The organism is Methanofastidiosum sp. (assembly GCA_020854815.1).
GTDB lineage: Archaea > Methanobacteriota_B > Thermococci > Methanofastidiosales > Methanofastidiosaceae > Methanofastidiosum.
Genome location: JAHKLW010000019.1, coordinates 39,196 through 62,978, shown reverse-complemented (window position 1 = coordinate 62,978; position 23,783 = coordinate 39,196). Strand labels below are relative to the sequence as shown.

The window sequence follows — 23,783 nt, the reverse complement described above, 5'->3', positions numbered from 1 at the left end:
AATAATTTAAATTTTTATTTTTTAGTTGATTTTTATGGGAAAGACCATATCAGAAAAAATAATAGGAAATAAAGCCGGGGTCAATACTGAGGCTGGGCAGATAGTTGAAGCTAATGTGGATTACGTCATGGTAAATGACGTAACTGGACTGCCTGCATTTGAGCAGTTTGAAAAGCTCCCAAAAGGCACAAAACCGTTTAAAGAGAAGATAGTCCTTATTCCAGACCATTATGTTCCTAACAAGGATGTTGCCTCTGCTGAGCAGGCAAAAAGGATGAGAGATTTTGCAAAAAAATATGAAATAGAAAACTACTTTGAGGTTGGAAGGGGTGGAGTATGTCACCAACTTATGATCGAGAAGGGGTTTGTTGCACCAGGTAGGCTAATTGTAGGTGCAGATTCACATACTTGTAGTTACGGTGCTTTAGGGGCATTCTCAACAGGTATAGGTTCAACTGAAGCTGCGGCTGTTATGGCTATTGGTAAGCTTTGGTTAAAAGTACCTGACAGCATTAAAATTACAGTCAACGGTAAGCTTGACAATTATGTTTATGGAAAAGATATCATACTCCATGTGATAGGAGATATTGGAGTTGAGGGCGCTTTATATCAAGCTATGGAATATTATGGGAATACTATTGAGAACTTAACACTTTCTGATAGGATATCCATTTCAAATATGGCTATAGAGGCAGGAGGAAAAGCTGGCATTATACCTCCAGATGATAAGGTATTTGAATATCTTCAGGAAAGAGTAAGGGGAAGCTACAATCCAGTTTATTCGGATGCTGATGCTTATTATATTGAAGAGCTAAAATATGATGCAGCAGATATACCACCTACTGTTGCAAAGCCCTTTTTACCGAGTAACACCGCCCCTGCTTCTGATGTTGACGTGAAGATTGACCAAGCATATCTTGGATCCTGCACTAACGGCAGAATTGAAGATTTAAGGATAGCAGCTGAAATTCTAAAGGGTAGAAAGATTAACCCAGAAGTTAGAATGCTTGTTGTTCCTGCAACAAAGGAAGTCTTTTACCAAGCTTTAAAAGAAGGATTAATTGACATCTTTGAAAAGGCTGACTGTTTTGTCTGTGGACCAACATGTGGCGCATGCCTTGGTGGATACATGGGTATACTTGCTGACGGTGAAAAATGTGTTGCTACTACAAACAGGAACTTCATAGGGAGAATGGGCCACAAGAACTCAGAGGTCTATTTAGCAAATCCTGCTGTAGTGACGGCTTCTGCATTAGAAGGAAGAATAGTTGATCCACGAGAGGTGCTTTAATGAAGGAAATTCTTGAAGGGAGAGCCATTAAATTCGGGGACAATGTTGACACTGATCAGATAATACCTGCTGAATTTTTAGTTACTGGAGATCCCAAAGAACTTGCAAAAAACGCTTTTGTAAAAGTAAGGCCAGAATTCGTAAATATAGTAAAGCAAGGTGACATGATAGTTGCTGGAAGAAACTTTGGATGTGGATCCTCCAGAGAACATGCACCAAGAGCGCTGATGGGAGCAGGCATATCTTGTGTTATTGCAAAAAGTTATGCAAGAATATTTTTTAGAAATTCTATTAATTTAGGTCTGACATTAATTGAATGTGATATTAAGGCCAATGAAGGAGATGAACTTTTAGTCGATCTGAAAAGAGGAACTATAAAGAACAAAAGATCTGGTGAGGTCTTTGAATTCAAACCACTACCTGCCTTTTTGCTTAAAATAGTAGAAAAGGGTGGGTTGATGGAATACGTGAAGGAGGCTCTAAATGAAAAAAATAGCCATAATGCCCGGTGACGGCATAGGACCTGAGATAATCGAAGAAGGAAAGAAGGTAATAGACGCAGCATGCGACATAACAGGTTTAGGTATTGAATGGGAATACTACCAAAACGGGTCTGAACAATACTTAAAAACTAGAGAATTAATTACTGAAGAAACTCTAAAGGAACTTAAGAAAAAGGATGCAATATACTTTGGTGCTATTGGTGACCCAAGGGTCGCCCCTGGAGTACTTGAAAAGGGTATCCTCCTCAAGATGAGATTTTATTTTGATCAATATGTAAATTTAAGACCAATTGTATCTTATCCAAATGTTCCTTGTCCACTAAAGGATAAATCCTACAAAGACATCAACTTCCACGTTATTAGAGAGAACACAGAAGATTTCTACATAGGAATTGGTGGAAGGTTCAAAGGAACAAAGAACAAAGAAGAACTTGAGGTAATAAGAGATCTTTACGAAGTAAAGTTTAATATGGGTATTGATATCGATAGACCTGAAGAGATAGCATATCAAATAGGTATGATCTCGAGAGCAGGTTCTGAGAGGGTTATAAGATATGCATTTGAACTTGCTAAGATGAAGGGTAAGAAAAGAGTAACATCTGTTGATAAGGCCAACGTCTTGACAAATATTTACAGTTTATGGAGAGACGTTTTTGAAGATGTATCAAAGGAATATCCTGGTTATGAAACTGAATTCGCATTTGTCGATGCGATTACAATGTGGTTTGTGAAACAGCCACAGTGGTACCAGGTTGTTGTTGCTCCAAATATGTTTGGAGATATAATCACTGATCTTGGAGCTATGATCCAAGGAGGTCTAGGTCTTGCAGCTGGAGGAAATATTAATCCTGATGGTGTTTCAATGTTTGAGCCAATACATGGCTCTGCGCCAAAATACAAGGGAAAGAATGTTTCAAATCCACTTGCCACAATATTGAGTGGAGTTATGATGCTAGAAACTATCGGAGAGCCAAAAACAGCGGCATTGATTGAAAAGGCTGTAGTCAAAGTATTGGAAGAAGGAAAGGTAAGAACACAGGATCTTGGTGGAACTTCTAAGACAACTGAGGTTGGAGATGAAATAGTCAAGAAGATGAAAGAATAAGGAGAAAAAAATGATAAGGCTTTTTGATACAACCTTGAGAGACGGAACACAGGGAGAAGGTATATCCTTCTCCGCTAATGATAAGTTGAAGGTATGTGAAAAGCTTGACGAACTAGGAATACATTACATCGAGGGTGGATGGCCTGGCTCAAATCCTAAGGATGTAGAGTTTTTTAAAAATGCCAAAGCTCTTTCTCTGTCTACTTCAAAAATTTGTGCATTTGGGAGCACAAGAAGAGCAAAGCTAAAGGCTGAAGATGATCCTAACTTAAAGGCAATTATAGATGTGGACACAGAAGTTGCATCGATTTTTGGAAAGAGTTGGGATTTTCATGTAATTGAAGCATTAAAAATTCCACTTGAAAAGAACTTAGAGATGATCTATGATTCTATTGTATTCTTAAAGGAGCATGGAATTGAAGTTATTTACGACGCGGAGCATTTCTTTGACGGATATAAGAGAAACAAAGAATATGCCATGTCGACAATTAAAGAAGCTGACAAAGCGGGTGCAGACTGCATATCTTTATGTGATACAAATGGAGGGAGCCTGCCCTTTGAGATTGGAAGTATTATTAGTGAAATTAAATCAGATGTAAAAAGTAAGATTGGTATTCACGCCCATAATGATTCAGAATGCGCTGTTGCAAACTCACTTGAAGCCGTCAAAAATGGAGCGGTACATGTTCAAGGGACTATCAATGGATATGGAGAGAGATGCGGTAATGCAAATCTTTGCTCAATAATTCCTGGCCTTAAAATTAAGATGAAGCTTAACTGTATCTCAGATGAACAGCTAAGTAAACTAAAGAATGTTTCAGCATACATAGCAGAACTCGGGAATATCTCTCCTGAGATGCATCAACCATATGTGGGCTCAAGTGCATTTGCTCATAAAGGTGGAATACACGTCAGTGCTATTCAAAGACACCCGGATACATATGAGCATATTAAACCAGAACTTGTAGGAAACAGGACAAGAGTCATAGTTTCTGAATTATCAGGTAGAAGCAATATTATTTTTAAGGCCAAAGAGTACGGTGTTGACCTAGAATCTGCTGATGCTAAACTTGATTTCATACTTGAAAAGATAAAAAAACTTGAAAACGAAGGTTATCAGTTTGAAGGTGCAGAGGCCTCATTTGAGCTTTTGATGAAGAAAGCTCTAGGAACTTACAAGAAGTTCTTCGATCTTGAAGGATTTAGAGTTGTTATTGACAAAAGAGGAGATATGGAATCCCGCTCTGAAGCTACAATAAAGCTTAGAGTAAATGATAAAGAGTTCCATACAGCTGCAGAGGGTAACGGCCCTGTAAATGCTCTGGACAAGGCTCTAAGAAAAGCTCTAATTGGAGCTTATCCTGAAATAAAAAACTTTAATCTTACCGACTATAAAGTTAGGGTTCTTGAAGGTGAGGAAGGAACTGGGTCAGTTGTCAGAGTTTTGATAAGGACTCATGGTTACAACAAGATGTGGGATACCGTTGGAGTTTCTGAAAACATAATAACAGCAAGCTGGTACTCTCTGGTAGATAGCGTTGAATATGGATTATCAAAGTTTGTGGATGTGAGTAAGTGAGAAGTTCAATAATTAAAGAGGATATTGATAAGGCAGGGGCAAGAGGACTGTTGAGGGCTGATGGACTAAAAGATGCGGACTTTAAGAAACCGTTTATAGGTGTAGCCTCAGCTTATTCAGAAATAGTGCCAGGCCACATTAATCTTAGAAAACTTACAGACCTTGTAAAGAAAGGTATTAGAGATGCGGGTGGTATCCCGTTTGAATTTGGTATGCCAGGCATATGTGATGGAATTGCTATGGGGCATCAAGGCATGAGATATTCTCTGCCATCACGAGACATAATTGCTGATTCTGTTGAACTTATGGTTTCTTCTCATCTCTTTGATGGGTGGGTAGGAGTTACAAATTGTGACAAGATAACGCCAGGTATGCTTATGGCTGCCGGTAGGATAAATATTCCAGCTGTTATGGTCACTGGAGGCCCAATGGAGCCAGGAGAATACAAAGGTAAGCAACTTGATCTGATATCAATCTTTGAGGCCATTGGTAGCTTTAAAAAAGGAGATATATATGAGAAGGAACTTAGAGAAATAGAAAAGAGAAGTTGTCCAGGTGCTGGAGCATGTGCAGGTCTATTTACGGCAAACTCAATGGCTTGTATGACTGAAGCGTTGGGTCTTTCAATTCCTGGGAGCGCTACTGTTCATGCAACTGATAAGAGAAAAGAAGAAATAGCTTATCAAACAGGGAAGCTTGTAGTAGAACTTGTTAAGAAGGACTTGAAACCAAAAGACATAATTACTAAGATGAGCTTTGAAAATGCAATTAGAGTTGATATGGGAATAGGTGGATCATCAAACACTGTTCTGCATCTGCCAGCAGTTGCTAATGCATTCGGTATTGCCCTGCCCTTAACACTATTTGATAAGATTTCTAAAGAGACGCCACACCTTGTAAATCTAAGGCCAGGTGGACCTTTCTTTATGAGAGACTTTGATGATGCCGGCGGTATTCCACAAATTCTCATAAGATTAAAGAACAAACTAAATCTTGAAACAAAAACAGTTATGGGAAATACACTTGGTGACGTACTAAAGAAAGTAAAGATAATAAAATCTCAAACAATTCGAAATGTTGATAATCCTTACCACAAACAGGGTGGAATTGCCATTCTTAAGGGAAATCTTGCTCCTAAAGGCTCTGTTGTGAAACAGACTGCTGTTAGTGAGAAGATAATGAAGTTTGAGGGTAAGGCCAAAGTCTTTGAAAGTGAAGAGACAGCTACAAAAGCCATACTTTCAGGTAAAATTAAACCTGGAATGGTTGTTGTCATAAGATACGAAGGGCCAAAGGGTGGACCTGGAATGAGGGAGATGTTAGAGCCAACAAGTTTGATAGCAGGCATGGGGCTGTCTGAATCAGTGGCCTTAATTACAGACGGAAGATTTTCAGGAGGGACAAGAGGCCCATGTATAGGCCATGTATCCCCAGAAGCCTTTGACAAAGGGGCAATAGCTGCTGTAAAGGATGGGGATATAATCAAAATAGATATACCAAAGAGAAAACTTGAAGTTGCACTTACAGATGAAGAAATAGAACAGAGACTAAAAAATGCAAAACTGCCGAAGAAGAATATTCCAGGAATGCTCTTGAGATATAGAAAACTAGTGTCTTCATCTGATAAGGGTGCAGTGTTGGAATAAAATGGGGCTCGAATCTCTAGGATTTCACTATTCAATATTAAGCTCTATATTGAGCTCTTTTTTAATTATTTATTCTCTTTTTTTAAGGGAAAATAATTACAAGAAAGCAGAAGAGTTATTCCTTTTTGGCGTCATTTTTATTGGTATCAGCTGGAGCGGTATTGAGTGGTCACTTTACCTGATGGGGTATAATCTATTTTTACTAGTCACGATGCCTATATTTCCATTATTATGTTACTTTATTTCAACATCTGCTTTTGTTATCTATATTTCTGAGAAGTATTATAGAAGAAGAATTTGGATTATATTTGCAATTGCTGCATTTGTAATTTCAGTTGTAGCTGTTAATTGCATGAACTGTCTCTTTGAGTGAAGTTTTTAAACTGAATTTAATTAAAAAAGTTAATGTACTTTTATAATAGAGAAAAAGTTCAGGGTAAAGAATCCAAAGCACTTTCAATTATTCTCCCAACTGTTGGGTGCAGGTGGAGAAGGTGTAATATGTGCTCATATTTTGAGGATTCTCCAAGTGATTCTTCAATTGATATATTTAGCATATTTATTGATGAATTTAATAATGCTAATGATGAGGAAATAAGGAAGGTCAAACTGTTCACATCTGGAAGTTTTCTTGACCTAAAAGAGGTCAATTCTGATTGCGCAAAGAAAATAATTTCATTTCTTTCTGAGAATGGAATTTCAGAGGTAACAATAGAATCTAGGCCAGAATATATTGAAGAAGATTACTTGAATGAATTAATAGGAAATAATGATCTTCAAATTGAAGTTGCTATTGGATTGGAATCATCAAATAACAAAATACTAAAGCATTCAATCAACAAGGGATTTACCTTTGAAGATTATATTTCTGCAAGTGATATTTTAAAAAATCTAGGTGTTAAAAATAAGGCCTATTTGATGATTAAGCCTCCATATCTAACTGAGAAAGAAGCCATACATGATGCGATAAACTCTGCAAAAGCTATTGAAAATATTGCTGATGTGATTTCATTTAATCCTATGACAGTCCATAAGAATACCCTTGTTGAGTACCTCTGGAAAAAAGGAGAGTATTCGCCACCTTGGGGGTGGAGTATATTGGAAATTCTAAAAAAGACTTCAAAATTGAGATCGGATATTATTTGCCATCCTGTGGCATTTGGTAGATCACGTGGCCCTAAAAATTGTAAGAGGTGTAATAGAGAAATTGAAAAAAAAATTTTAGGATTCTCAATTAATAACGATGCAAAAATATTAGAGTACGATTGTGAATGCAAAAAAGAATGGGAAGAAGAACTAATGAAGTTTTGATTTGGCCCTAATTTTAAGATTAGAAATAACTATGCCGTAAAGATTTATTCTAGAAAGAAATAACATCATTGATTCTTTGAATAATATCCAAAAGTTCCATATAATGATTTTTACCTGTTTATGGAATATTTTTTTATTATTTTAGATATCTGTATAGCTTATTAGGTGAAGGAAATAATTTTAGGCAATCCTAGAATTGTCGATATTAATATTTATTTTTAATGTAATTGACGAAAAATTTATAAACATAAAAAGAAAAATTAATGTGGTGATACACATGCCAGTAGAAAAAAATTATACAGATTGGTTACTAATATTAAGAGAGAATAAATCAACGACGAAACCTAACGACATGAGTGGTGAAATTGGTGAAGCTTTGAGGGCGATAGACAAGATGTATGGTCTTGGTTCGGCAGATAGGGCAATGATGCAAGCTGAAATGCCTGAATTAGGTTGGAAAAGTTTTGCAGAGTTAAAAGATAAAAAATAATCTATTTTTCTTTAATTATTCTATTTTTTGACTAATCTCTAACTCAAAAATATTCAGGGCCATCCTTCAACTTACCCCACTCGTTCTTACATCTCTTGCAGTGATATCTTGGCGCTTCTGGTTTGGTCTTACAGCCACCCAGGATAAATTCTCCTTTTTGAGAGTTTTTTAAAAGACCATGGCCTGGAATTCCTTAGATAATTACAAAAATCTTTTCTGAGCCATATATAAGACACTTTGGTTCTTTTGTTGTAATAATACTAATTATAGTATGGGTCTTTTATAAATATTTTACTTGGATAATTAAAATTATTTTCATCACAAATGTTAATAACTAAGAGGCCATTTAAAATATGAATAAATAATTGGAAGTAGTCCGGTGTATGATTTAAGAAAAACTGCTCTGGGAAAATTAGGTATATTGGAATACAGATATTCTAAAATTATCGTAATTGTAATGTTAATACTAACTGTATTTTTCGCTGCCCAGTCTCTAAATCTTAGTTTTGAATCTGATTTAATGAAAGAAATACCTTCAAGAGTTTGATGTAGTAAAGACTCAAGAGCTAATCACAAATGAGTTTGGCGCAGAAGAGGCCATAATTATCCTTTTAGAAACTGATCTTAATGAAGTTTCAGATATAAGAAACAAAAAATCATTAGAAAGTATATATAGGCTAGAGCAGAGGTCAGAATCTCGTCCGGAAATTCTGGACTCTTTAGGCCCCGGGACAGTTTATTATTCTATTTTTGGAGAAATTCCTGATAATGATACATATTTGAAAAATTTTGCAGATACTATTCCCCAATTACTCTCAAGTGACTATTCAGCAGCAATTGTATTGGTCAGGACTACTAGCTTTGTTTATGATCAAACAAGCATTAATTCAATAATTAAAATAGTCGAGGAAGAAGTAGAAAAAGAAAATCTTTATGGGTTAAATTATAATGTTACTGGATCCCCAATTCTGATTAAAACTTTGCTAGAAATTCTATAAGAGGATATAATAAAAACTGTTGCCTTTGCATTGTTAATCATACTTATACTGTTGACTTTGATTTTTCATTTAAAATCATTTTTAGTTATAGCACCTCCTCTTCTTGGAATGATCTGGACTACAGGACAACTAGCCCTTATGGACGTACCTATAAGTATGGCCACGGGGACTTTTGGGGCCATTATTATTGGTCTTGGAACTGAGTATGGAATATTTATGATGTCAAGGTACAGAGAGGAAGCAAAAAAAGGAGCAACGAATGAGACAAGAGTAGTCGCAATGGTTGCGGGTGTTGGTAAAGGTACTATTGGATCAAGTACCACTACTATTGCAGGTTTTGCGGCCCTTACTTTTTCTAGTATGCTCTCAGTTGTGCATCTTGGTCAGACGCTATCGCTAGGCATAATAAACTGCTTGATAGGGGCTTTTTTCTTTTTGCCATGTCTAATGCCTTTGAAGGAATGGAGTGTTAGTGGAATTGAAATAAGAAATAAAAAATTAGATAAAAATATTGTCAGATTTACTGAGCTACAGGCTAAAAGACCAAAATCCTTTCTTGTGGCCGGTATTTTTATAACACTATTACTCGCATCAGGCATAAATTATCTTAAATTCATAGAAGAAACTGAAGAGAGTTCATTGCCAGAAAATTCTGAAGTGATAAAGGTATTTAATATCTTAAAGGATAAATTTCAGAGATATGACTCAATGTTAGTTCTAATAAAATCAGAAAATGTGCTCTCTTCAAATGTACTAAAAGAGGTATATCTACTAAATAATCAGCTGATTAATGTTTATGGTATTGAAGGCTCTTCATTCAACTTAGATATTAAAGACATATATCTACCAAAGGAAGATTTAAAGAGAAGACTTGAAGTGTCTGATAGTTTAGGATATCTCATCATAAGATTAGATGTTTCTAAGGGTGCTGATCAGCTTCAAGTTTATGATGATGTTAAAAAAGTATTAAGTTTGACCCCCCTTTCAGTTCAGCCTGGTGGCACTATGGCAATGATTAGAGAATTAACAGACATTATTATGCCAGAGATGTCAAAACTTTCAATTTTGGGATTAATTGGGATCTTAGCATGTGTAATGTTGACTTTTATGTCAGTTCGATATGGAATTATCCCTCTACTATCCGTAGGAGTAGGTGTTATCTGGATGATGGGTATAGCAGGATTTATGGGTACAACTATAGACTCAGGACTTGTTGGAATTATGTCAATTATGGCGGGGATTGGAATTGATTTTGCCATTCAAACAATAAACAGATTTAGATTAGAGAAAAGCCCCATTATGGTTGAAAGGATAGTAAATACTGTTAGAGGTGTATTTGAGCCAGTTATTCTCTCTTCTTTTGTATCCGGATTTGGATTTATGGCAATTCTAGCTGCAACTCTTAATTTCCTTGATGTTATGGGTAAACTTCTCTTTGTTGGTGTATTCAGCTGCGCGGGGATAACTCTGTTGTTTTTACCCTCTTTTTTAGTAATTCAAGAAAGATTTTTTAAAGATACTAAAAAATTATTCGATATTAAAAAGAAGAGAGTAGGAACATGAATTATTAATTCTCAAAGTAAAGAAGATAATAATAATTACTGTTTATTTCTTTATTGCTACAATGCTCAAACTTTCAATAGGCAATCCATAATATTGCCTTATGCTTATTTCTTCATCACTAGAGGTAGTAAAGATTTCAAATCCTGTATCTTTGATTATTTTAAGGTAATCTTCTTTTAATATTGCACCCGCAATACAGCTAACAAGAAGCATCTCATTTTTTCTTAAATCATCACTTAGATCTTGAAGCAAGACTATATCTGATATGTACATTTTTCCTCCTTTCTTTAGAACTCTGTGAGCTTCATTGAAGGCTTTGGCCTTATCAGGCACAAGATTAATCACACAATTACTTAATATGACATCTACCGAACCATCATCAATTGGAAGATTTTCTATGTCGCCATGTCTAAATTCAACGTTCTTATATCCATATTTTTTTGCATTTTGCGTTGCTTTTTGGACCATTGTCTCAGTGAAGTCGACACCTATTGTCTTTCCTTTTTCTCCAACTTTATCTGCAGCAAGAAAACAGTCAAGTCCTGCCCCTGAACCAAGATCTAGTACAGTTTCTCCTTCCTTTATCTCGCCAAGTGCAGTAGGATTTCCACAACCCAATCCAAGATTGGCCTCAGATACATTTCCAATCTGTGTGTCTGAATAACCCAATGATTTAGCAATTAGTTCATTATTATTCCCACCTCCACATCCGCAATTGCAATCACAGTTAGAAGATGCTATTTTTGAATAATTTTCTCTTACAATTCTCTTAATATCTTCATCTCTCATATTTAATCTCCCTCACAACACGCCATTCCTTCAACGCCAAAATTTTTTAACATGTCGATTGTGGCCTTGTCTTTTATACTGTAGATAATATTCCTACCTTTCTTTTCAGATTTTAATATACCCGCATCGACTAAAATCTTAAGATGCCTCGATATTGTAGTCTGGTCTTTTTGAATATCAAACGTGAACTCGCATGCACAGTACTCTTGAATTAATAGGCATTTAACAATTTTAAGACGAGTTTCATCGCCTAGTGCTTTGAATATCTCTACCTGCATATCCATAATATTTATGTATATATGCGCATATATAAATATTTCTATTATAATAAGAATTCTTTTAAATAAACCTAATAACGTTAGACAAGAGATTATGAAGAGAATAGGTATAGTTGCATGTGAAATCTTTGAAGAAGAACTGTTAAAGTTACTATCTGAATATGATAATATAGGAAGGATCATACTTGTATCAAGTGATTCTTCAAAAGAGTTTCAAAAAATGCTTGAAACTAAATACAACTATGAAAAAATTACAATTGCAAGGGAGTTATGCTCAACAAGATTTCTAAAAAGACAAGCCCCTCTTGAGGTAGTTGTTAATATCCTGCCTTTTGCACTTCACTTATATGCAGAAGATATCAAAAGAGAAGTGGTAAACGCCTCAAAAGAAATTGAAAAGCATGTTGATTATATACTCCTACTTTATGGGCTGTGTGGTAATGCCTTAGGTTCTATACGAGAATTACTGATTAATAACAAAATAATAGTCCCGTTTGATATTCTAACTAATGAAAAGGGAGAGATAATGGATGATTGTATCTGCGCCCTTATAGGGTCAAGTGAAAATTATCTAAAAGAGTTAGAACAGACCACAAATAATTTTTTTATGACTCCTGGTTGGGCAAAACACTGGGCAAGACTTTTGGAAGAAAAGACTAGAAATCTTGACTCAAAAAGAATGGCCGAGTTATCTGAGATGAATATTAAAGAAAAGTTTAATCTGACTCTTGGAAGCTCTGACTATAAAAGAGTAATAGGTATAGAACTTGATTTTATTGATAAGTCTAATTTTAGGGCCAAATGCAAAGAGTTTGCATCGCATTTTAATAGTGAAGTTGTAATAAGAGAAGGAACTATTAATTCATTAAGAGATTCATTCAATAGAGCTTTGAAAGAAATAGAAAAATAAATTAAAAAATAGATTTATTGGCACTTTTTTTGCATTGTGGCCAAGGAAGATCGCATCCTGGGAATAAGTAGCATGTTTTTTTACAGATTGAAACTAAAAGTAACATTGTTGGCACTTCTATTAAAACACCTACAACTGTTGCAAGTGCTGCACCAGATGAAAGACCAAACAAGGTAGTAGCTGTTGCAATTGCAACTTCAAAGTGATTAGAAGCACCTATCATTGATGCAGGAGCGGCATCTCTATATCCAAGTTTTAAGATTTTTGACAGAGCAAAATATCCTAATGCAAAAATAAATAGAGTCTGGATGAACAAGGGTATGGCAATCCAAAATATAGTCAGTGGATAATTAATTATTAATTCTCCTTTGAGAGAGAATAGTAGCACTAATGTTATTAAAAGAGCAATAATACTAACAGGAGTAAGTCTATGTAAGAATTTTTCTTTAAACCATTGGAGTCCTTTTGATTTAATAAGTTGTTTTCTTGTAATATAGCCTGCAAGTAGTGGCAATCCAACATATATTGTAACAGATAATAGTATTGTTTGCCAGGGTATTGGCATTGCGTTTACTCCAAGTAATAGCCCACCTAAAGGCGCATATAAGAATAGCATGGTAAGTGAATTTATGGCGACCATTACTAAGGTAAGGCCATCGTTTCCTCTAGCCAAATAACTCCAAACTAAGACCATTGCAGTACACGGCGCAATTCCCAAAAGAATTGTTCCAGATATGTAACTTCTCCAAAGTTCAACTTCTTGGCCTGTAATTAGTATTTCAGTTCCTGGTAAGTATCCTTTAAATAAAACTCCAAGAAAAAATGAAGCTATGACGAACATAGAAAAAGGCTTTATCGCCCAGTTGATAAACAATGTCATTCCAACAGGTTTTGGAGTTTTTGCTGCTTTTACAACTTCTGAAAAATCAATCTTAACCATTATAGGGTACATCATGAAGAATAGGCAGATTGCAATAGGTATTGAAACTTGATAATATGAAAATGAATCTATGGCTACTGCAACTGTCGGTGCTATTTTTCCTAAAACTATTCCAGCGCCAATACAGAGGAATACCCAAACAGTGAGATATTTTTCAAATATACCCAATCCTTTCTTATGTTTATTTTCTTCCATATATACACCGTACAAAGGATTGAATAAAAAAATATAAATATTAAAATATTATCCGCTTGCACATCTACTGCAACCGCCAGAACTGCTTCCGCCTGCAGAGTTTGAGGATACAAGACCCATGGCATCATAGTCTAATGCAAATAAGTTTGATTTTGCAGTAGTTACAGGACCATGCCCATCGTTAGTTCTAAACCAGTATTCAATTTCCCAGCCTCTTGCCTTTGGGGCCATTTTAAATAAATCGTTTTCAGATAATGGTACTACATATAAAATGCCGTCTTTTGAATTATTATCTGAAATATCTTGTTTTTCCATTAATTTCCTAGAGCCGTTAATGTAGACAAACATATATGCAGGTAAATCTCCATCGGCATCTTCATACATAACTTGAAATTTGTAAGAAAAGGTATTTCCCTGGAAAGTATAGAATAGAACCCCGCCTTCGAGAGTTGGCGGAGTATTTTGGGCTGCATATATTGGCGTTATCAACATCGAAACAGTTAATATAATTGCTACGAATATTCCAATTAGTTTTCTCATAATTTTACCTCCAATCGTAAGTTATTAAACTATTATTACTAATTATAAAAGGCTTTTTATTATAAATTAAATTAACCATTATTTAATCTACTTATTATTCCTAAGAAAGAATAAAATCTTATAGGTTTATCTTCATATAAGGAACATATAATAGACCCCAACTAAAATAAATATAAATGCAACGGCTTTTCTCATCCACTTTTCAAAAGTTTGGACTTTTTTCATAACATCTCCAATCTTTGAAACACTGAAAACTAATATTAGTGAAAATATGATTACAGGTAATCCTGTTGCAATTGCAAATATCGAAGGTATAAGGATTGGATCACTGTTCTGAAGTGCCAAAGGTATAAGCATGCCAAAGTAAAATACACCGCTTATTGGGCAGAACGCTAAAGCGAATAACATTCCCAATAATAGACTCCCAATTAGTCCTTTCTCAGACAAATATTCCTTAAGCTTAGACATTCTTTCGCTACTTTTCCCAAAACTAATATTGATGATGTTAAGCATTAAAATACCAAAAACTAACATAAGTGGCCCTAAAAGTAATTTCCCATATTTTTGAAGCATAATTGATATTGAAAATGTACTAATTCCAATCCATACTATTACTGCGGCTATACCTATGTATACAATCATTCTACCAATAGTATAAATAATACCTACCAGAATTGTGTGTTTACTATTCCCTATTTTTTTAGAGATATAAGCTATAGCGGTGATGTTAGTTGCAAGTGGGCACGGACTTATTGTAGTCATTAAACCTATGAAGAAAGCTGCTATAAGAGGAATATTACTTCTACCTAAAGATTCAAATAAAGGCATTAAAGATATAGTATTTCCTTTGGTAAAGAATAAATATCCTGCCCCAATAATTAAAACAAATAATGGAATTATTAATAAAATTTTATTTGGATATTTATTTTTTGTAGGGAGTTCTTTGTTCTCGTCTTTAATAACATCTGTCGAATATGAGGCCAGTATCCCTTTCTTTCTAGATTCAAATTCGTCTTTGGAAATAGCATGAGAAAGATATAACTTTGTCAAGTGTTGAATTTTATCATCCAGCATCTTATCATTGTTAGATTGATCCACAATATCACCAATAAAAAAGGACTATTATATTTTGGTAAGATCCCCATTCAGTCTCATTTCAATAAGCTGTTTCATATAGGGAAAAAAAGTATCTTTATTGTTAAGTCGATACCAGCCACCATAGTTTTCTTCAATGAAAAGGTGACCTTGATCATCGTATACCCCTATACACAATGCAGAGCCGGGTGGTCTATATAATAAGACAAGTTCCTGATTTTCTGTTAGCTCATAATTAACATGTCTAAAAGTAATTCTTCCAGATTGGAGCTCTTTTGAAAAATATTTATTAACTGTTTCTTCTGTGTATGCACCTAATGTAGTACAACTGACACATCCTACTCTTGGATGAAAATGAATTACTTCAACTTTTAATACATTTACTTTTTCTGGAACAGTGTTAGTGTTTCCTTGATTTGTATTTGGTTGTGTATTCGTTTGTGGCTTCTCTGCGCTGTTGCTAACACATGCAGAAAATATTAATAAAGTTGTAATTATAAGAAGGATTGATAAGTATTTTCTCATTATTTATTCCTCCAGAGTAGCATTTCATATATAAACATATAAGTAGTTATTTATAATATATTTATAAATATTTTGGTATTATCCAAAACAATACGTTTTTGATAATTCAAAATCAAAGATTGTTTTATAATTTAATCCAACAAATCATCTTTTGAAAATATTTTTGAAAAACTTTATATATCAATATATAAATAATGGCACATGACTTCAAATGAAAAAAGAAATATCCTACTTCTTAAAGGTATGGGAGAGGCTACAAGATACAAAATCCTAAGTATACTTGTCTCTGGAGAACGATGTGCATGTGAAATACCTGAATTGATAAAAAGATCTCAGCCAAATACTTCTATGCACCTCTCAAAATTACAAGATTGGGACATTATTGAATCAAGAAGAGATGGAAAAAAAATATTATATAAAATAAAAGACCCTAGGGTTGGGAAAATTCTAAATATAGTAAATAAGGAGGATTGATTCTATAAAAATAAAAGTTTTGGGAAGTGGATGTGCAACGTGCGAAAATCTGTATGAAAAAATAAAAAGAATGGCAAACGAGGAAAAAATAAATGCAAGTGTTGAATACAGCTCTGATATTAATGATCTTATCAATGAAGGTATAATGGGTAGCCCAGCAATATTAATAGATGGAAAAGTTGTAAAAGTTGGAAATCCATCAGAAGAGGAACTTAATAAGATTCTTGGAATCAAATAATTGGAGGATTATATATGAGAATGTTAGAAGAATTCTTCCCTGAATTTACAAAATTATTAGACGAGATGGACGAACTATACAAAGATAAAAGAACAATAGATGAGAAGACGTATCAGTTCATATGCTTTGCACTTTCTATTAAGGCTAGATCAAAACCATGTGTCTTAAAACATTTCAAAGGGGCTCTAGAAGCGGGGGCAACAGTAAAGGAACTCAGTTATATTTTTGCTTTGGTGATGAGAGAAGCTGCAGGCGCCGACGATTGTTGGACACATGATATACTAGGGGATTGGAAAGAAATACTAAAAGGTAACATAAACTGTGAATGTAAGAAATAATTAAATATAATTTATAATCACAGCCCTATAGGAAGTTATCTAATGAAGAATATTATTGAAACTATTATAGATATAGGAATTTTTAATACTTTTGTCAATGCAGTAAAAATTGCTGGATTAATGGATTTTTTAACAAGCCATGGTCCATTTACAGTCTTTGTTCCACAAGATAGTGCATTTGCAACAATAGAAGAAGGAGACCTAAAGGATTTCTTAAATAATAAAACTAAATTAGAAGAAATATTGAAGTTTCACATAGTATCTGGTAAATACACCGTATCTGATCTTATAAAAATAGCAGAAATAAAGAAGGAAGAAAAAAATAAGTTAATCACCCTAAATGGGAAAGATGTTAGTCTGACCCCAACAATATTATGTTTTTGCGCAAATGACGTTGAAACTGTCAAACTTGAAAATTCAACAGTTATAAGTCCGGATATAAGCTGCTCAAATGGAATAATCTATACTATAGACAAAGTTTTGATGCCATAATCATAAAATATTTATACATATTTAACAATAAGAAATTATAAAATACCAAATATAAATCCGGCGATTGTGGAGTATATAACAACTAGGATTACATAAACTATAGTTCTTTTGGAACCCAATACCCTTCTAATCACGAGCATATTAGGTAAACTCAAACTAGGGCCAGCCAATAATAAGGCCAGAGCTGGGCCTTTGGCCATTCCTTTTGATATTAGTGCTTGTAATATAGGTATTTCAGTCAACGTTGAGAAGTACATAAATGCTCCAAAGACAGAAGCGATTAGATTTCCTAAGAGATTATTTTTACCTACTATCTGCTCTATCAAATGTTGTGGGAGTAATGGCATTATGAATCCGGCTATAAAGACACCAATAAAAAGAAGAGGGATTAACATTTTTGCAAAATGCCATGTTTCATTGAGCCATGACTTTGAAGTTTCTTTAGAAAACTTAAAAATCACGATTAAAGCCACGATTAAAACTAGAATCCCTGTGAGAGTATATTTCAGAGGCAGGCCTATTGATAAACCATTTACTACTAGGATCATTATTAATGATAAGAAAAACATAGATAATATTTTTGAGGAAACTGAAACTTGTGCACTTTCTTCTAAATAAAGTTTGCCACCTTCCGATCTCTCTCTAAAAATTAAGGCCATTGATAAACCAACAATAATGGACAGCCCAACTGCAGAAATAACTCTAGCTAATCCAATATCAAATCCTAAAACACTAAAAGTAAGAAATATAGCGGCGATATTTATTGCAGGTCCTGAAAACAAGAAAGTTATTGCAGGCCCTAATCCTGCACCTCTTTTCCTAATTGATGCAAATAGTGGGAGTATGGTACAAGAACATACCGCAAGTATAGATCCTGAAACAGATGCTATTGAATAAGAATAAAGTTTACTACTTTCACTGCCAAGATATTTCAATACAACATCTTTTTTTACAAAAATACTTATTGCGCCAGCGATAAACATTGCAGGAACTAAACATGTCAGAAAATGTAATCTTGCATAGTCGTGAAGAAGGTAAAAGGCGCTAAATAATGATTCTTGAAATACTGGAGAATTGATTGGCATGAAAAATATTCCTAAGAAAAATAAAATTAAAACTATGAAAAATGATTTATCCTTCATAATAACTACCACTATTTAAACATATAATTATTAGTTTATATATAAACTTTTCTATTATTAATAAACTGAGTAATTAAAGAGATATTAATGAAATATAATATAAAAATAGTTGATTTAAAAATTAATTAAAATAGAAAAATATATTTTTTTAAGAGTACTCTTCTAATCCAAGTCTTTTTAATGTTGCCTTTGTTGGAACTCCTTTTCTGTCCCAGCCCCTAAGATCATAGTATTCATCGAGCATTTTGTCAAGTTCTTCTTGTGTAGTATACATTCCTTTTGAAGTTCCTGATGGGATTGGCTCGTTCATGACTCTCCATGGAAGCGTGTCACCAGTTCTTGCTTTTCCCGATTCTCTGATAGTAAATAATCTTTCAAGATTATATATTCTCTCTGCCATTAATTTTACTTCGTCAAGAGTTGTGTCCCACCCAGTTACTGCATTTATCCAGTCCGAATGCACTTGAGCAACAGATGTGCCATATATCTTCTCTTCAAAGTGGCAAACTACAAGTGAATCCCCTAGGCATGTCCAGTTCTGTGTATTAAAAGCATTCAATGCTCTCCCTTCTGTCGTGTTTCTCTTCTCAGGAGGTAATCCATATTCAATTGGTCTTGCATCGTGGTGGCTTCCTCCTCTTGGTGAGGTTGCATATCCTACCGACATTGTCTTTTGGGCTCTTGGGGAGTGACCTGCAGGTTCAAGGCCTTTAACATTATATGCGTACTTATAAGCGTCGCCGCCTAATTTTTCTGCTAGTGCTCTTGTCCCTTTTCCAAGTAATTCTCCAAATTTCCCTCTCTTTTCTCCAATTATTCTAACTAGTTCTAAGAGATCTTCCCCATTGCCAAATTTGTATGTTTTGCCACCAGTGTCCTTTTCTGTTAAGAGACCTCTCTCCATTAACTCCATGACCATTGAAGCAGTTACGCCTGTAGAAATGGTATCTATTCCATACTCATCTGAAAGTCTGTCTGCCGCAATTACATAATCAGCGTCAGCTATAGCTGGCATACTACCATAAGAAAATTGAGTTTCATATTCAGGCCCTTCAGAAACACTGTCCCATTTGTTGACTTTGAAGTCTTTTGCACAGTGGATACAGCAACTAAAACATGATCTATGTCTAATTAAATGTTGGGTATTAAGTGTTTCTCCTCCGATCCCATCAACATGCTCAAATATTTCGAACTGATTATTTCTTGTTCCCATACCTCCAAATGCATTAATACTTGCAGGGAGAGCGGTAGTTCCGTATTTTGAAAGACCTACTAAAGTTTCCTTCGCCTTCTGAGCAAATTCAGCATATAATGTTTTTACTTTTTCCATGTCCGCTACTTTAACGTCGTTGTCCCCATATATAGCTACAGCTTTAAGATTCTTTGATCCCCAAACAGCCCCGTTACCACTTCTTCCGGCAACTCTAGTATCAGTAATAACTGAAGTCATAGGTACCAACTTTTCACCTGCTGGTCCTATACAGGCTATTTTATATTCTGGCGTTAATTCTTTTTTGAGTCTGTGTTGTGTTTCTATTGTCAAAAGCCCCCAGAATCGCTCTGCTTCTCTTATCTCAACTTTATCGTTATTAATAACTATCATTACGGGTGAAGCAGCTTTTCCTTTAATTACAACTGCGTCATATCCTGCATATTTTAACATTGCAGAAAGCCCTCCACCAGCGCTACTATCGGCAAGTAATCCCGTCTGAGGAGATTTCGCTCCAAAGTGGGTTCTACCTGCACCGTGCGACAAAGTACCACTCAAAGGGCCAGATGCAAAAACAGAAACTGCTTCAGGAGCTAGAGGATCAGTTCCTTTTTTTAGACCATCATAAAGGTATTTTATAACAAATCCATTTCCACCAAGCCATTTTCTATAAAATTGTTCATTTGGAGTTTCTACTTCAGTTTTTCCTGTTGTAAGATCTATATGTAATATTTTACCTGTATAACTATAAATCATTTTATTCACCTACCTCAAGGGCTTTTTTGGGACATATCTTTACGCATTCGGGATCCCCTTCACATAAATTACATTTAATTGGGAGTTTGTAATCTTTATGCCAATAAATACCATCATACGGGCAGGCTCTAACACATAATCTACAACCAATACATAAATCTTCAATGAGAACGACTCTTTCTAAGTCTTGATCAATTACTAATGCATCTGTTGGACATGCTTCGACACATGGGGCATCGTCGCACTGTAAACAAACGCTATAGTTAGGCTCAACATAATCTTCCGTTTTAATTCTAATTCTAGATTTTCTTGGATTAAATGCATCGTACCACTTGGATGAACAAAATAATTCACAGAGGTTACAACCGGCGCATTTCTTTTCGTCGAAAACAATGTGTTTCATTAAAATTACCCCCTAGGATTGTGTTTTGTTAATAATTATTCATATAAAAGAGTTTCGGAATTAGCGATATGTTTAAATAAATATAACGAATAGTATATTTTATTTAAATTTTTTTCCAGTTTTTATGCATTCTTTGCAGATTTGCCCTTCTAAAACACATGATATGCATATTGTTCTTCCACAAAGTCTGCATATATATGGGTAAATGACCTGTTTTCCACAAATCATACATATCATATTATCTAGGTGTATACTTCACAGCCACTTGAAGTTACAATCAAGCTATTTTCAGCCTGAGACACCAATCCTCCTTCACTATCTAATAATACATTATAAGGATAAATAACATTTGCCCTAATAAGTGTTCTCAAAGAGAAGTTAATTTTAAGGCCAGCATGATTTTTTTCAAGCCATCTCTCTGCAAAAGGCAAAGTTCTATAGTTTTGTTTAATAACATTCAATAGTTTCTTTGAGCCAGGATCTCTTAGGGGTCTATCTTGAAGATATTTAAAAATGTAAACTTCTTCAGAAGTCTTAAGCTTTCCAGCTTTAGTGGATGCAAAAGGCTCTATTGCTAAAGTGTCTCCTTCCTTAAGTTTTGTTCCAATGTTACTATTGTAATTTGGTATTGTGATCCCTGAATGGAGAACATAAGGCCTAAGACCATGACCACAAAGTTCTTTTATCGGATTAAAATTAAAATCTTTAATTGTTTCTTCTATTATCTTTCCAATATAATTGGTCTTAACGCCGGGTTCGACTGCTGCTATTGCGTTTTTTAAGGCCTCTTGTGAAGCCTTTATAAGATCATCATCATTCTCATCGACTTTAACAGTATATGCAGTATCAGCAATACATCCATCGATATGGCATCCAATATCGATCTTTACATAATCGCCACTCTTAAGAACTAAATCTGAATCGATATTCGGAGTATAATGTGCAGCTACGCTATTAATAGAAATATTACATGGAAAGGCTGGCAGCCCACCCATTTCAATGACTTTATTTTCTATAAATTCTACCAAGTCAACTACTTTGTAATTATTTAAAACTAGTTTTCTTGATTCTTCTTTTACAATCTTAAGTATATCTCCAGCTTTTTGATAGCTTTCAAAGTAAGTATCATTGTCTTGCATAATAGAATAATGGAATATTCATTTAAATTATTATTTACAGGGATACCCCTCTACTTCCACTCGAAACAAATTTTTATTATTTGTTTTTACTAACTAATACAAATTTTTATAGATTCCTAATTAAATATGTTTTTTTAACTATATAAATTTTTCCTATCATAAAAATCATTTGAGCAAACAAACACAGATTAAATCTATATAATCTTAAATTTTAACTAAAAGATATTATTATAGAAAAGGCCAAATTAACCTCTGTTTCTTTAAAATAGTGCAGATTCTTTTCTTTTCAATCAAATTTTTTTTATTAAAGTAAATCTCCAAAGGAAATAAGGGGGTGGGAGAAATATATAAAAAGGATAGTTATTAGTAAAGTAGTAGTGTGATATAATTGAATGGTGACAACGCAGGAATACCTTTAAAATACGACGAAAATTCTAAGACAAAAACTTTCTCTGAAGTTTCAGACAAAGAGGAGCTACAATATACTATTGCTTCAAGTGTTGAAGATTTCATGTCAAATAAACAATCATCACTCGATGACTTATTTGATGAACTTCTTTTGTCTAATTCAATTTTTAAAAATAAAGAAGTTTTACGCCATTCATATACTCCTGAAATATTACCACATAGAAAAAATGAAATTGAAAAACTTGCAGCTATATTAGTATCCGCACTTAAAGGTGAAACACCTTCAAATATTTTTGTTTATGGTAAAACTGGGACAGGTAAAACAGTCGTTGTAAAATATGTTGGAAACGGCCTTGTAAAAAAAGTTGGTGGGAAGGCATTTTTGAAAACTTCTCCTTCAATTGATTGTAATACAGGACTTCCAAAACCTGATCTTAATTCAAATGTTAAAATGGATATGCCAATTACTTTTATTTATATTAATTGTGAAGTAGTAGATACTCAATATAGGCTACTATCAAAATTATCCGAATACTTTGGTCAGTCAGTTCCCCTTACGGGTTGGCCTACAGATAAAATCTATGACGTTTTCTCTCAGAGTCTTGATAGTGAAAAGAAACTTGTTATTATTATTCTTGATGAAGTTGACCAGCTCCTCAAAAAAGGAGGAGATGATGTTCTTTATAATTTAACGAGAATTAATGGGGACTTGGAAAACGCTAGGGTCAGTATCATAGGCATTTCAAATGATTTAAAATTCATCGAGTTTTTGGACCCTAGAGTGAAGAGCTCTCTTGGTGAAGAGGAAATTATATTTCCGCCTTATGATGCACCGCAACTAATGGATATATTGGAAGATAGGTCAAAAATATCGTTTAATGAATCAGCAATCACTCCTGGTGTAATACCACTTTGTGCAGCTTTCGCAGCTCAAGAGCACGGAGACGCTAGGAGGGCTCTTGACCTCTTAAGAACAGCCGGTGAGATAGCTGAAAGACAAAATGCCAAAAAAGTTACAGAACCTCACGTAAGAGTTGCAAAGGATAGAATTGAACAGGATAGAATTTCTGAAGTAATTAAAACACTTCCCACACAATCAAAACTTATTCTTTATTCTGTATACCTTTTAGAAAAATACATGCCTGGGGAGATTATTACAGGAGATGTATTTAACATATACAAAGACTTAAGCAATATTTTGAAACTTGATAATCTTACTCAAAGAAGAGTATCTGATTTGATATCAGAACTGGATATGCTTGGTATTCTAAACGCAAAAGTTGTTAGTAAGGGAAGATATGGGAGAACAAGAGAAATATCCTTGGGAGTTCCGCCATTACAGATTAAATCTCTTTTAGAAAATGATTTTAAAATCAAGAAAGTAGCTAGTTATGTACCTCCAATTCAACATAGACTTGTTTAGAC

General features: G+C 34.4%; 26 protein-coding genes. 16 read left to right on the top strand and 10 right to left on the bottom strand.

Annotation, left to right across the window (positions count from 1 at the left end; genetic code table 11):
• Positions 1–34: 34 nt before the first annotated feature.
• From KO464_01830 to KO464_01785, 10 genes are all read left to right on the top strand, one after another.
• Positions 35–1,291: a 3-isopropylmalate dehydratase large subunit gene (locus KO464_01830; protein MCC7572111.1), complete on the top strand. Its 1,257-nt coding sequence runs from the start codon at positions 35–37 to the stop codon at positions 1,289–1,291.
• Positions 1,291–1,803, top strand: coding sequence for a 3-isopropylmalate dehydratase small subunit (locus KO464_01825; GenBank protein MCC7572110.1), 513 nt, complete (start codon positions 1,291–1,293; stop codon positions 1,801–1,803). Before KO464_01830 ends, KO464_01825 begins: the two co-directional genes overlap by 1 nt.
• Positions 1,775–2,899 carry an isocitrate/isopropylmalate dehydrogenase family protein gene (locus KO464_01820; GenBank protein MCC7572109.1) on the top strand — a complete coding sequence of 375 codons (1,125 nt, stop codon included), beginning with the start codon at positions 1,775–1,777 and terminating at the stop codon, positions 2,897–2,899. Before KO464_01825 ends, KO464_01820 begins: the two co-directional genes overlap by 29 nt.
• 10 nt (positions 2,900–2,909) lie before the next feature.
• Positions 2,910–4,478, top strand: a complete 1,569-nt coding sequence (gene cimA, locus KO464_01815) for a citramalate synthase (GenBank protein ID MCC7572108.1) — start codon at positions 2,910–2,912, stop codon at positions 4,476–4,478.
• On the top strand, positions 4,475–6,124 hold the full coding sequence (gene ilvD / locus KO464_01810; GenBank protein ID MCC7572107.1) for a dihydroxy-acid dehydratase: 1,650 nt from the start codon (positions 4,475–4,477) through the stop codon (positions 6,122–6,124). Before cimA ends, ilvD begins: the two co-directional genes overlap by 4 nt.
• A 1-nt stretch (position 6,125) precedes the next feature.
• Positions 6,126–6,497, top strand: a complete 372-nt coding sequence (locus tag KO464_01805) for a hypothetical protein (protein ID MCC7572106.1) — start codon at positions 6,126–6,128, stop codon at positions 6,495–6,497.
• Between the two features lie 32 nt (positions 6,498–6,529).
• Positions 6,530–7,435 (top strand): archaeosine biosynthesis radical SAM protein RaSEA, encoded by a 906-nt coding sequence (locus KO464_01800; GenBank protein ID MCC7572105.1) that lies wholly within the window; start codon positions 6,530–6,532, stop codon positions 7,433–7,435.
• A 277-nt stretch (positions 7,436–7,712) separates the two neighbouring features.
• A complete protein-coding gene (locus KO464_01795; protein ID MCC7572104.1) occupies positions 7,713–7,925 on the top strand; it encodes a hypothetical protein in 213 nt (70 codons plus the stop codon).
• A 779-nt stretch (positions 7,926–8,704) separates the two neighbouring features.
• The gene (locus tag KO464_01790) at positions 8,705–8,923 is read left to right on the top strand and encodes a hypothetical protein (GenBank protein ID MCC7572103.1); all 219 of its coding nucleotides are present in this window, start codon (positions 8,705–8,707) and stop codon (positions 8,921–8,923) included.
• A 30-nt stretch (positions 8,924–8,953) separates the two neighbouring features.
• Entirely contained in the window at positions 8,954–10,486 is a 1,533-nt protein-coding gene (locus KO464_01785) for an MMPL family transporter (GenBank protein ID MCC7572102.1), read from the top strand.
• A 42-nt stretch (positions 10,487–10,528) separates the two neighbouring features.
• On the opposite strand, the gene arsM is transcribed toward KO464_01785, so the two are convergent.
• Positions 10,529–11,275 carry an arsenite methyltransferase gene (arsM, locus tag KO464_01780; GenBank protein ID MCC7572101.1) on the bottom strand — a complete coding sequence of 249 codons (747 nt, stop codon included), beginning with the start codon at positions 11,273–11,275 and terminating at the stop codon, positions 10,529–10,531.
• A gap of 2 nt (positions 11,276–11,277) precedes the next feature.
• Positions 11,278–11,592, bottom strand: a complete 315-nt coding sequence (locus KO464_01775) for a metalloregulator ArsR/SmtB family transcription factor (GenBank protein MCC7572100.1) — start codon at positions 11,590–11,592, stop codon at positions 11,278–11,280.
• A 181-nt stretch (positions 11,593–11,773) separates the two neighbouring features.
• Between KO464_01775 and KO464_01770 the strand changes: the two genes are divergently transcribed.
• Positions 11,774–12,463, top strand: a complete 690-nt coding sequence (locus tag KO464_01770) for a DUF1638 domain-containing protein (protein ID MCC7572099.1) — start codon at positions 11,774–11,776, stop codon at positions 12,461–12,463.
• 1 nt (position 12,464) lies between these two features.
• On the opposite strand, the gene arsB is transcribed toward KO464_01770, so the two are convergent.
• The 4 genes from arsB to KO464_01750 all read right to left on the bottom strand — a co-directional run bounded on the left by arsB (position 12,465) and on the right by KO464_01750 (position 15,758).
• Positions 12,465–13,598 (bottom strand): ACR3 family arsenite efflux transporter, encoded by a 1,134-nt coding sequence (arsB, locus tag KO464_01765; GenBank protein ID MCC7572098.1) that lies wholly within the window; start codon positions 13,596–13,598, stop codon positions 12,465–12,467.
• Positions 13,599–13,646: 48 nt separating this feature from the next.
• The gene (locus tag KO464_01760) at positions 13,647–14,138 is read right to left on the bottom strand and encodes a hypothetical protein (protein ID MCC7572097.1); all 492 of its coding nucleotides are present in this window, start codon (positions 14,136–14,138) and stop codon (positions 13,647–13,649) included.
• A 132-nt stretch (positions 14,139–14,270) separates the two neighbouring features.
• A complete protein-coding gene (locus KO464_01755; protein ID MCC7572096.1) occupies positions 14,271–14,966 on the bottom strand; it encodes a sulfite exporter TauE/SafE family protein in 696 nt (231 codons plus the stop codon).
• 294 nt (positions 14,967–15,260) lie between these two features.
• Positions 15,261–15,758, bottom strand: coding sequence for a hypothetical protein (locus KO464_01750; GenBank protein ID MCC7572095.1), 498 nt, complete (start codon positions 15,756–15,758; stop codon positions 15,261–15,263).
• Positions 15,759–15,959: 201 nt separating this feature from the next.
• Between KO464_01750 and KO464_01745 the strand changes: the two genes are divergently transcribed.
• The 4 genes from KO464_01745 to KO464_01730 are packed head-to-tail and all read left to right on the top strand — an operon-like array spanning position 15,960 to position 17,300.
• Positions 15,960–16,232: a metalloregulator ArsR/SmtB family transcription factor gene (locus KO464_01745; protein ID MCC7572094.1), complete on the top strand. Its 273-nt coding sequence runs from the start codon at positions 15,960–15,962 to the stop codon at positions 16,230–16,232.
• 19 nt (positions 16,233–16,251) lie between these two features.
• The gene (locus KO464_01740) at positions 16,252–16,470 is read left to right on the top strand and encodes a thioredoxin family protein (protein ID MCC7572093.1); all 219 of its coding nucleotides are present in this window, start codon (positions 16,252–16,254) and stop codon (positions 16,468–16,470) included.
• 14 nt (positions 16,471–16,484) lie between these two features.
• On the top strand, positions 16,485–16,808 hold the full coding sequence (locus KO464_01735) for a carboxymuconolactone decarboxylase family protein (protein MCC7572092.1): 324 nt from the start codon (positions 16,485–16,487) through the stop codon (positions 16,806–16,808).
• Positions 16,809–16,850: 42 nt separating this feature from the next.
• Positions 16,851–17,300 carry a fasciclin domain-containing protein gene (locus KO464_01730; GenBank protein MCC7572091.1) on the top strand — a complete coding sequence of 150 codons (450 nt, stop codon included), beginning with the start codon at positions 16,851–16,853 and terminating at the stop codon, positions 17,298–17,300.
• 35 nt (positions 17,301–17,335) lie between these two features.
• On the opposite strand, the gene KO464_01725 is transcribed toward KO464_01730, so the two are convergent.
• The 4 genes from KO464_01725 to map form a co-directional block, all read right to left on the bottom strand.
• Positions 17,336–18,442, bottom strand: coding sequence for a permease (locus tag KO464_01725; GenBank protein MCC7572090.1), 1,107 nt, complete (start codon positions 18,440–18,442; stop codon positions 17,336–17,338).
• Positions 18,443–18,590: 148 nt separating this feature from the next.
• A complete protein-coding gene (locus KO464_01720) occupies positions 18,591–20,408 on the bottom strand; it encodes an aldehyde ferredoxin oxidoreductase family protein (GenBank protein ID MCC7572089.1) in 1,818 nt (605 codons plus the stop codon).
• 1 nt (position 20,409) lies between these two features.
• The gene (locus tag KO464_01715; protein ID MCC7572088.1) at positions 20,410–20,811 is read right to left on the bottom strand and encodes a 4Fe-4S dicluster domain-containing protein; all 402 of its coding nucleotides are present in this window, start codon (positions 20,809–20,811) and stop codon (positions 20,410–20,412) included.
• Between the two features lie 242 nt (positions 20,812–21,053).
• Positions 21,054–21,950: a type II methionyl aminopeptidase gene (gene map / locus KO464_01710; GenBank protein MCC7572087.1), complete on the bottom strand. Its 897-nt coding sequence runs from the start codon at positions 21,948–21,950 to the stop codon at positions 21,054–21,056.
• Positions 21,951–22,461: 511 nt separating this feature from the next.
• Between map and KO464_01705 the strand changes: the two genes are divergently transcribed.
• On the top strand, positions 22,462–23,781 hold the full coding sequence (locus KO464_01705; protein MCC7572086.1) for an orc1/cdc6 family replication initiation protein: 1,320 nt from the start codon (positions 22,462–22,464) through the stop codon (positions 23,779–23,781).
• Positions 23,782–23,783: the final 2 nt, after the last annotated feature.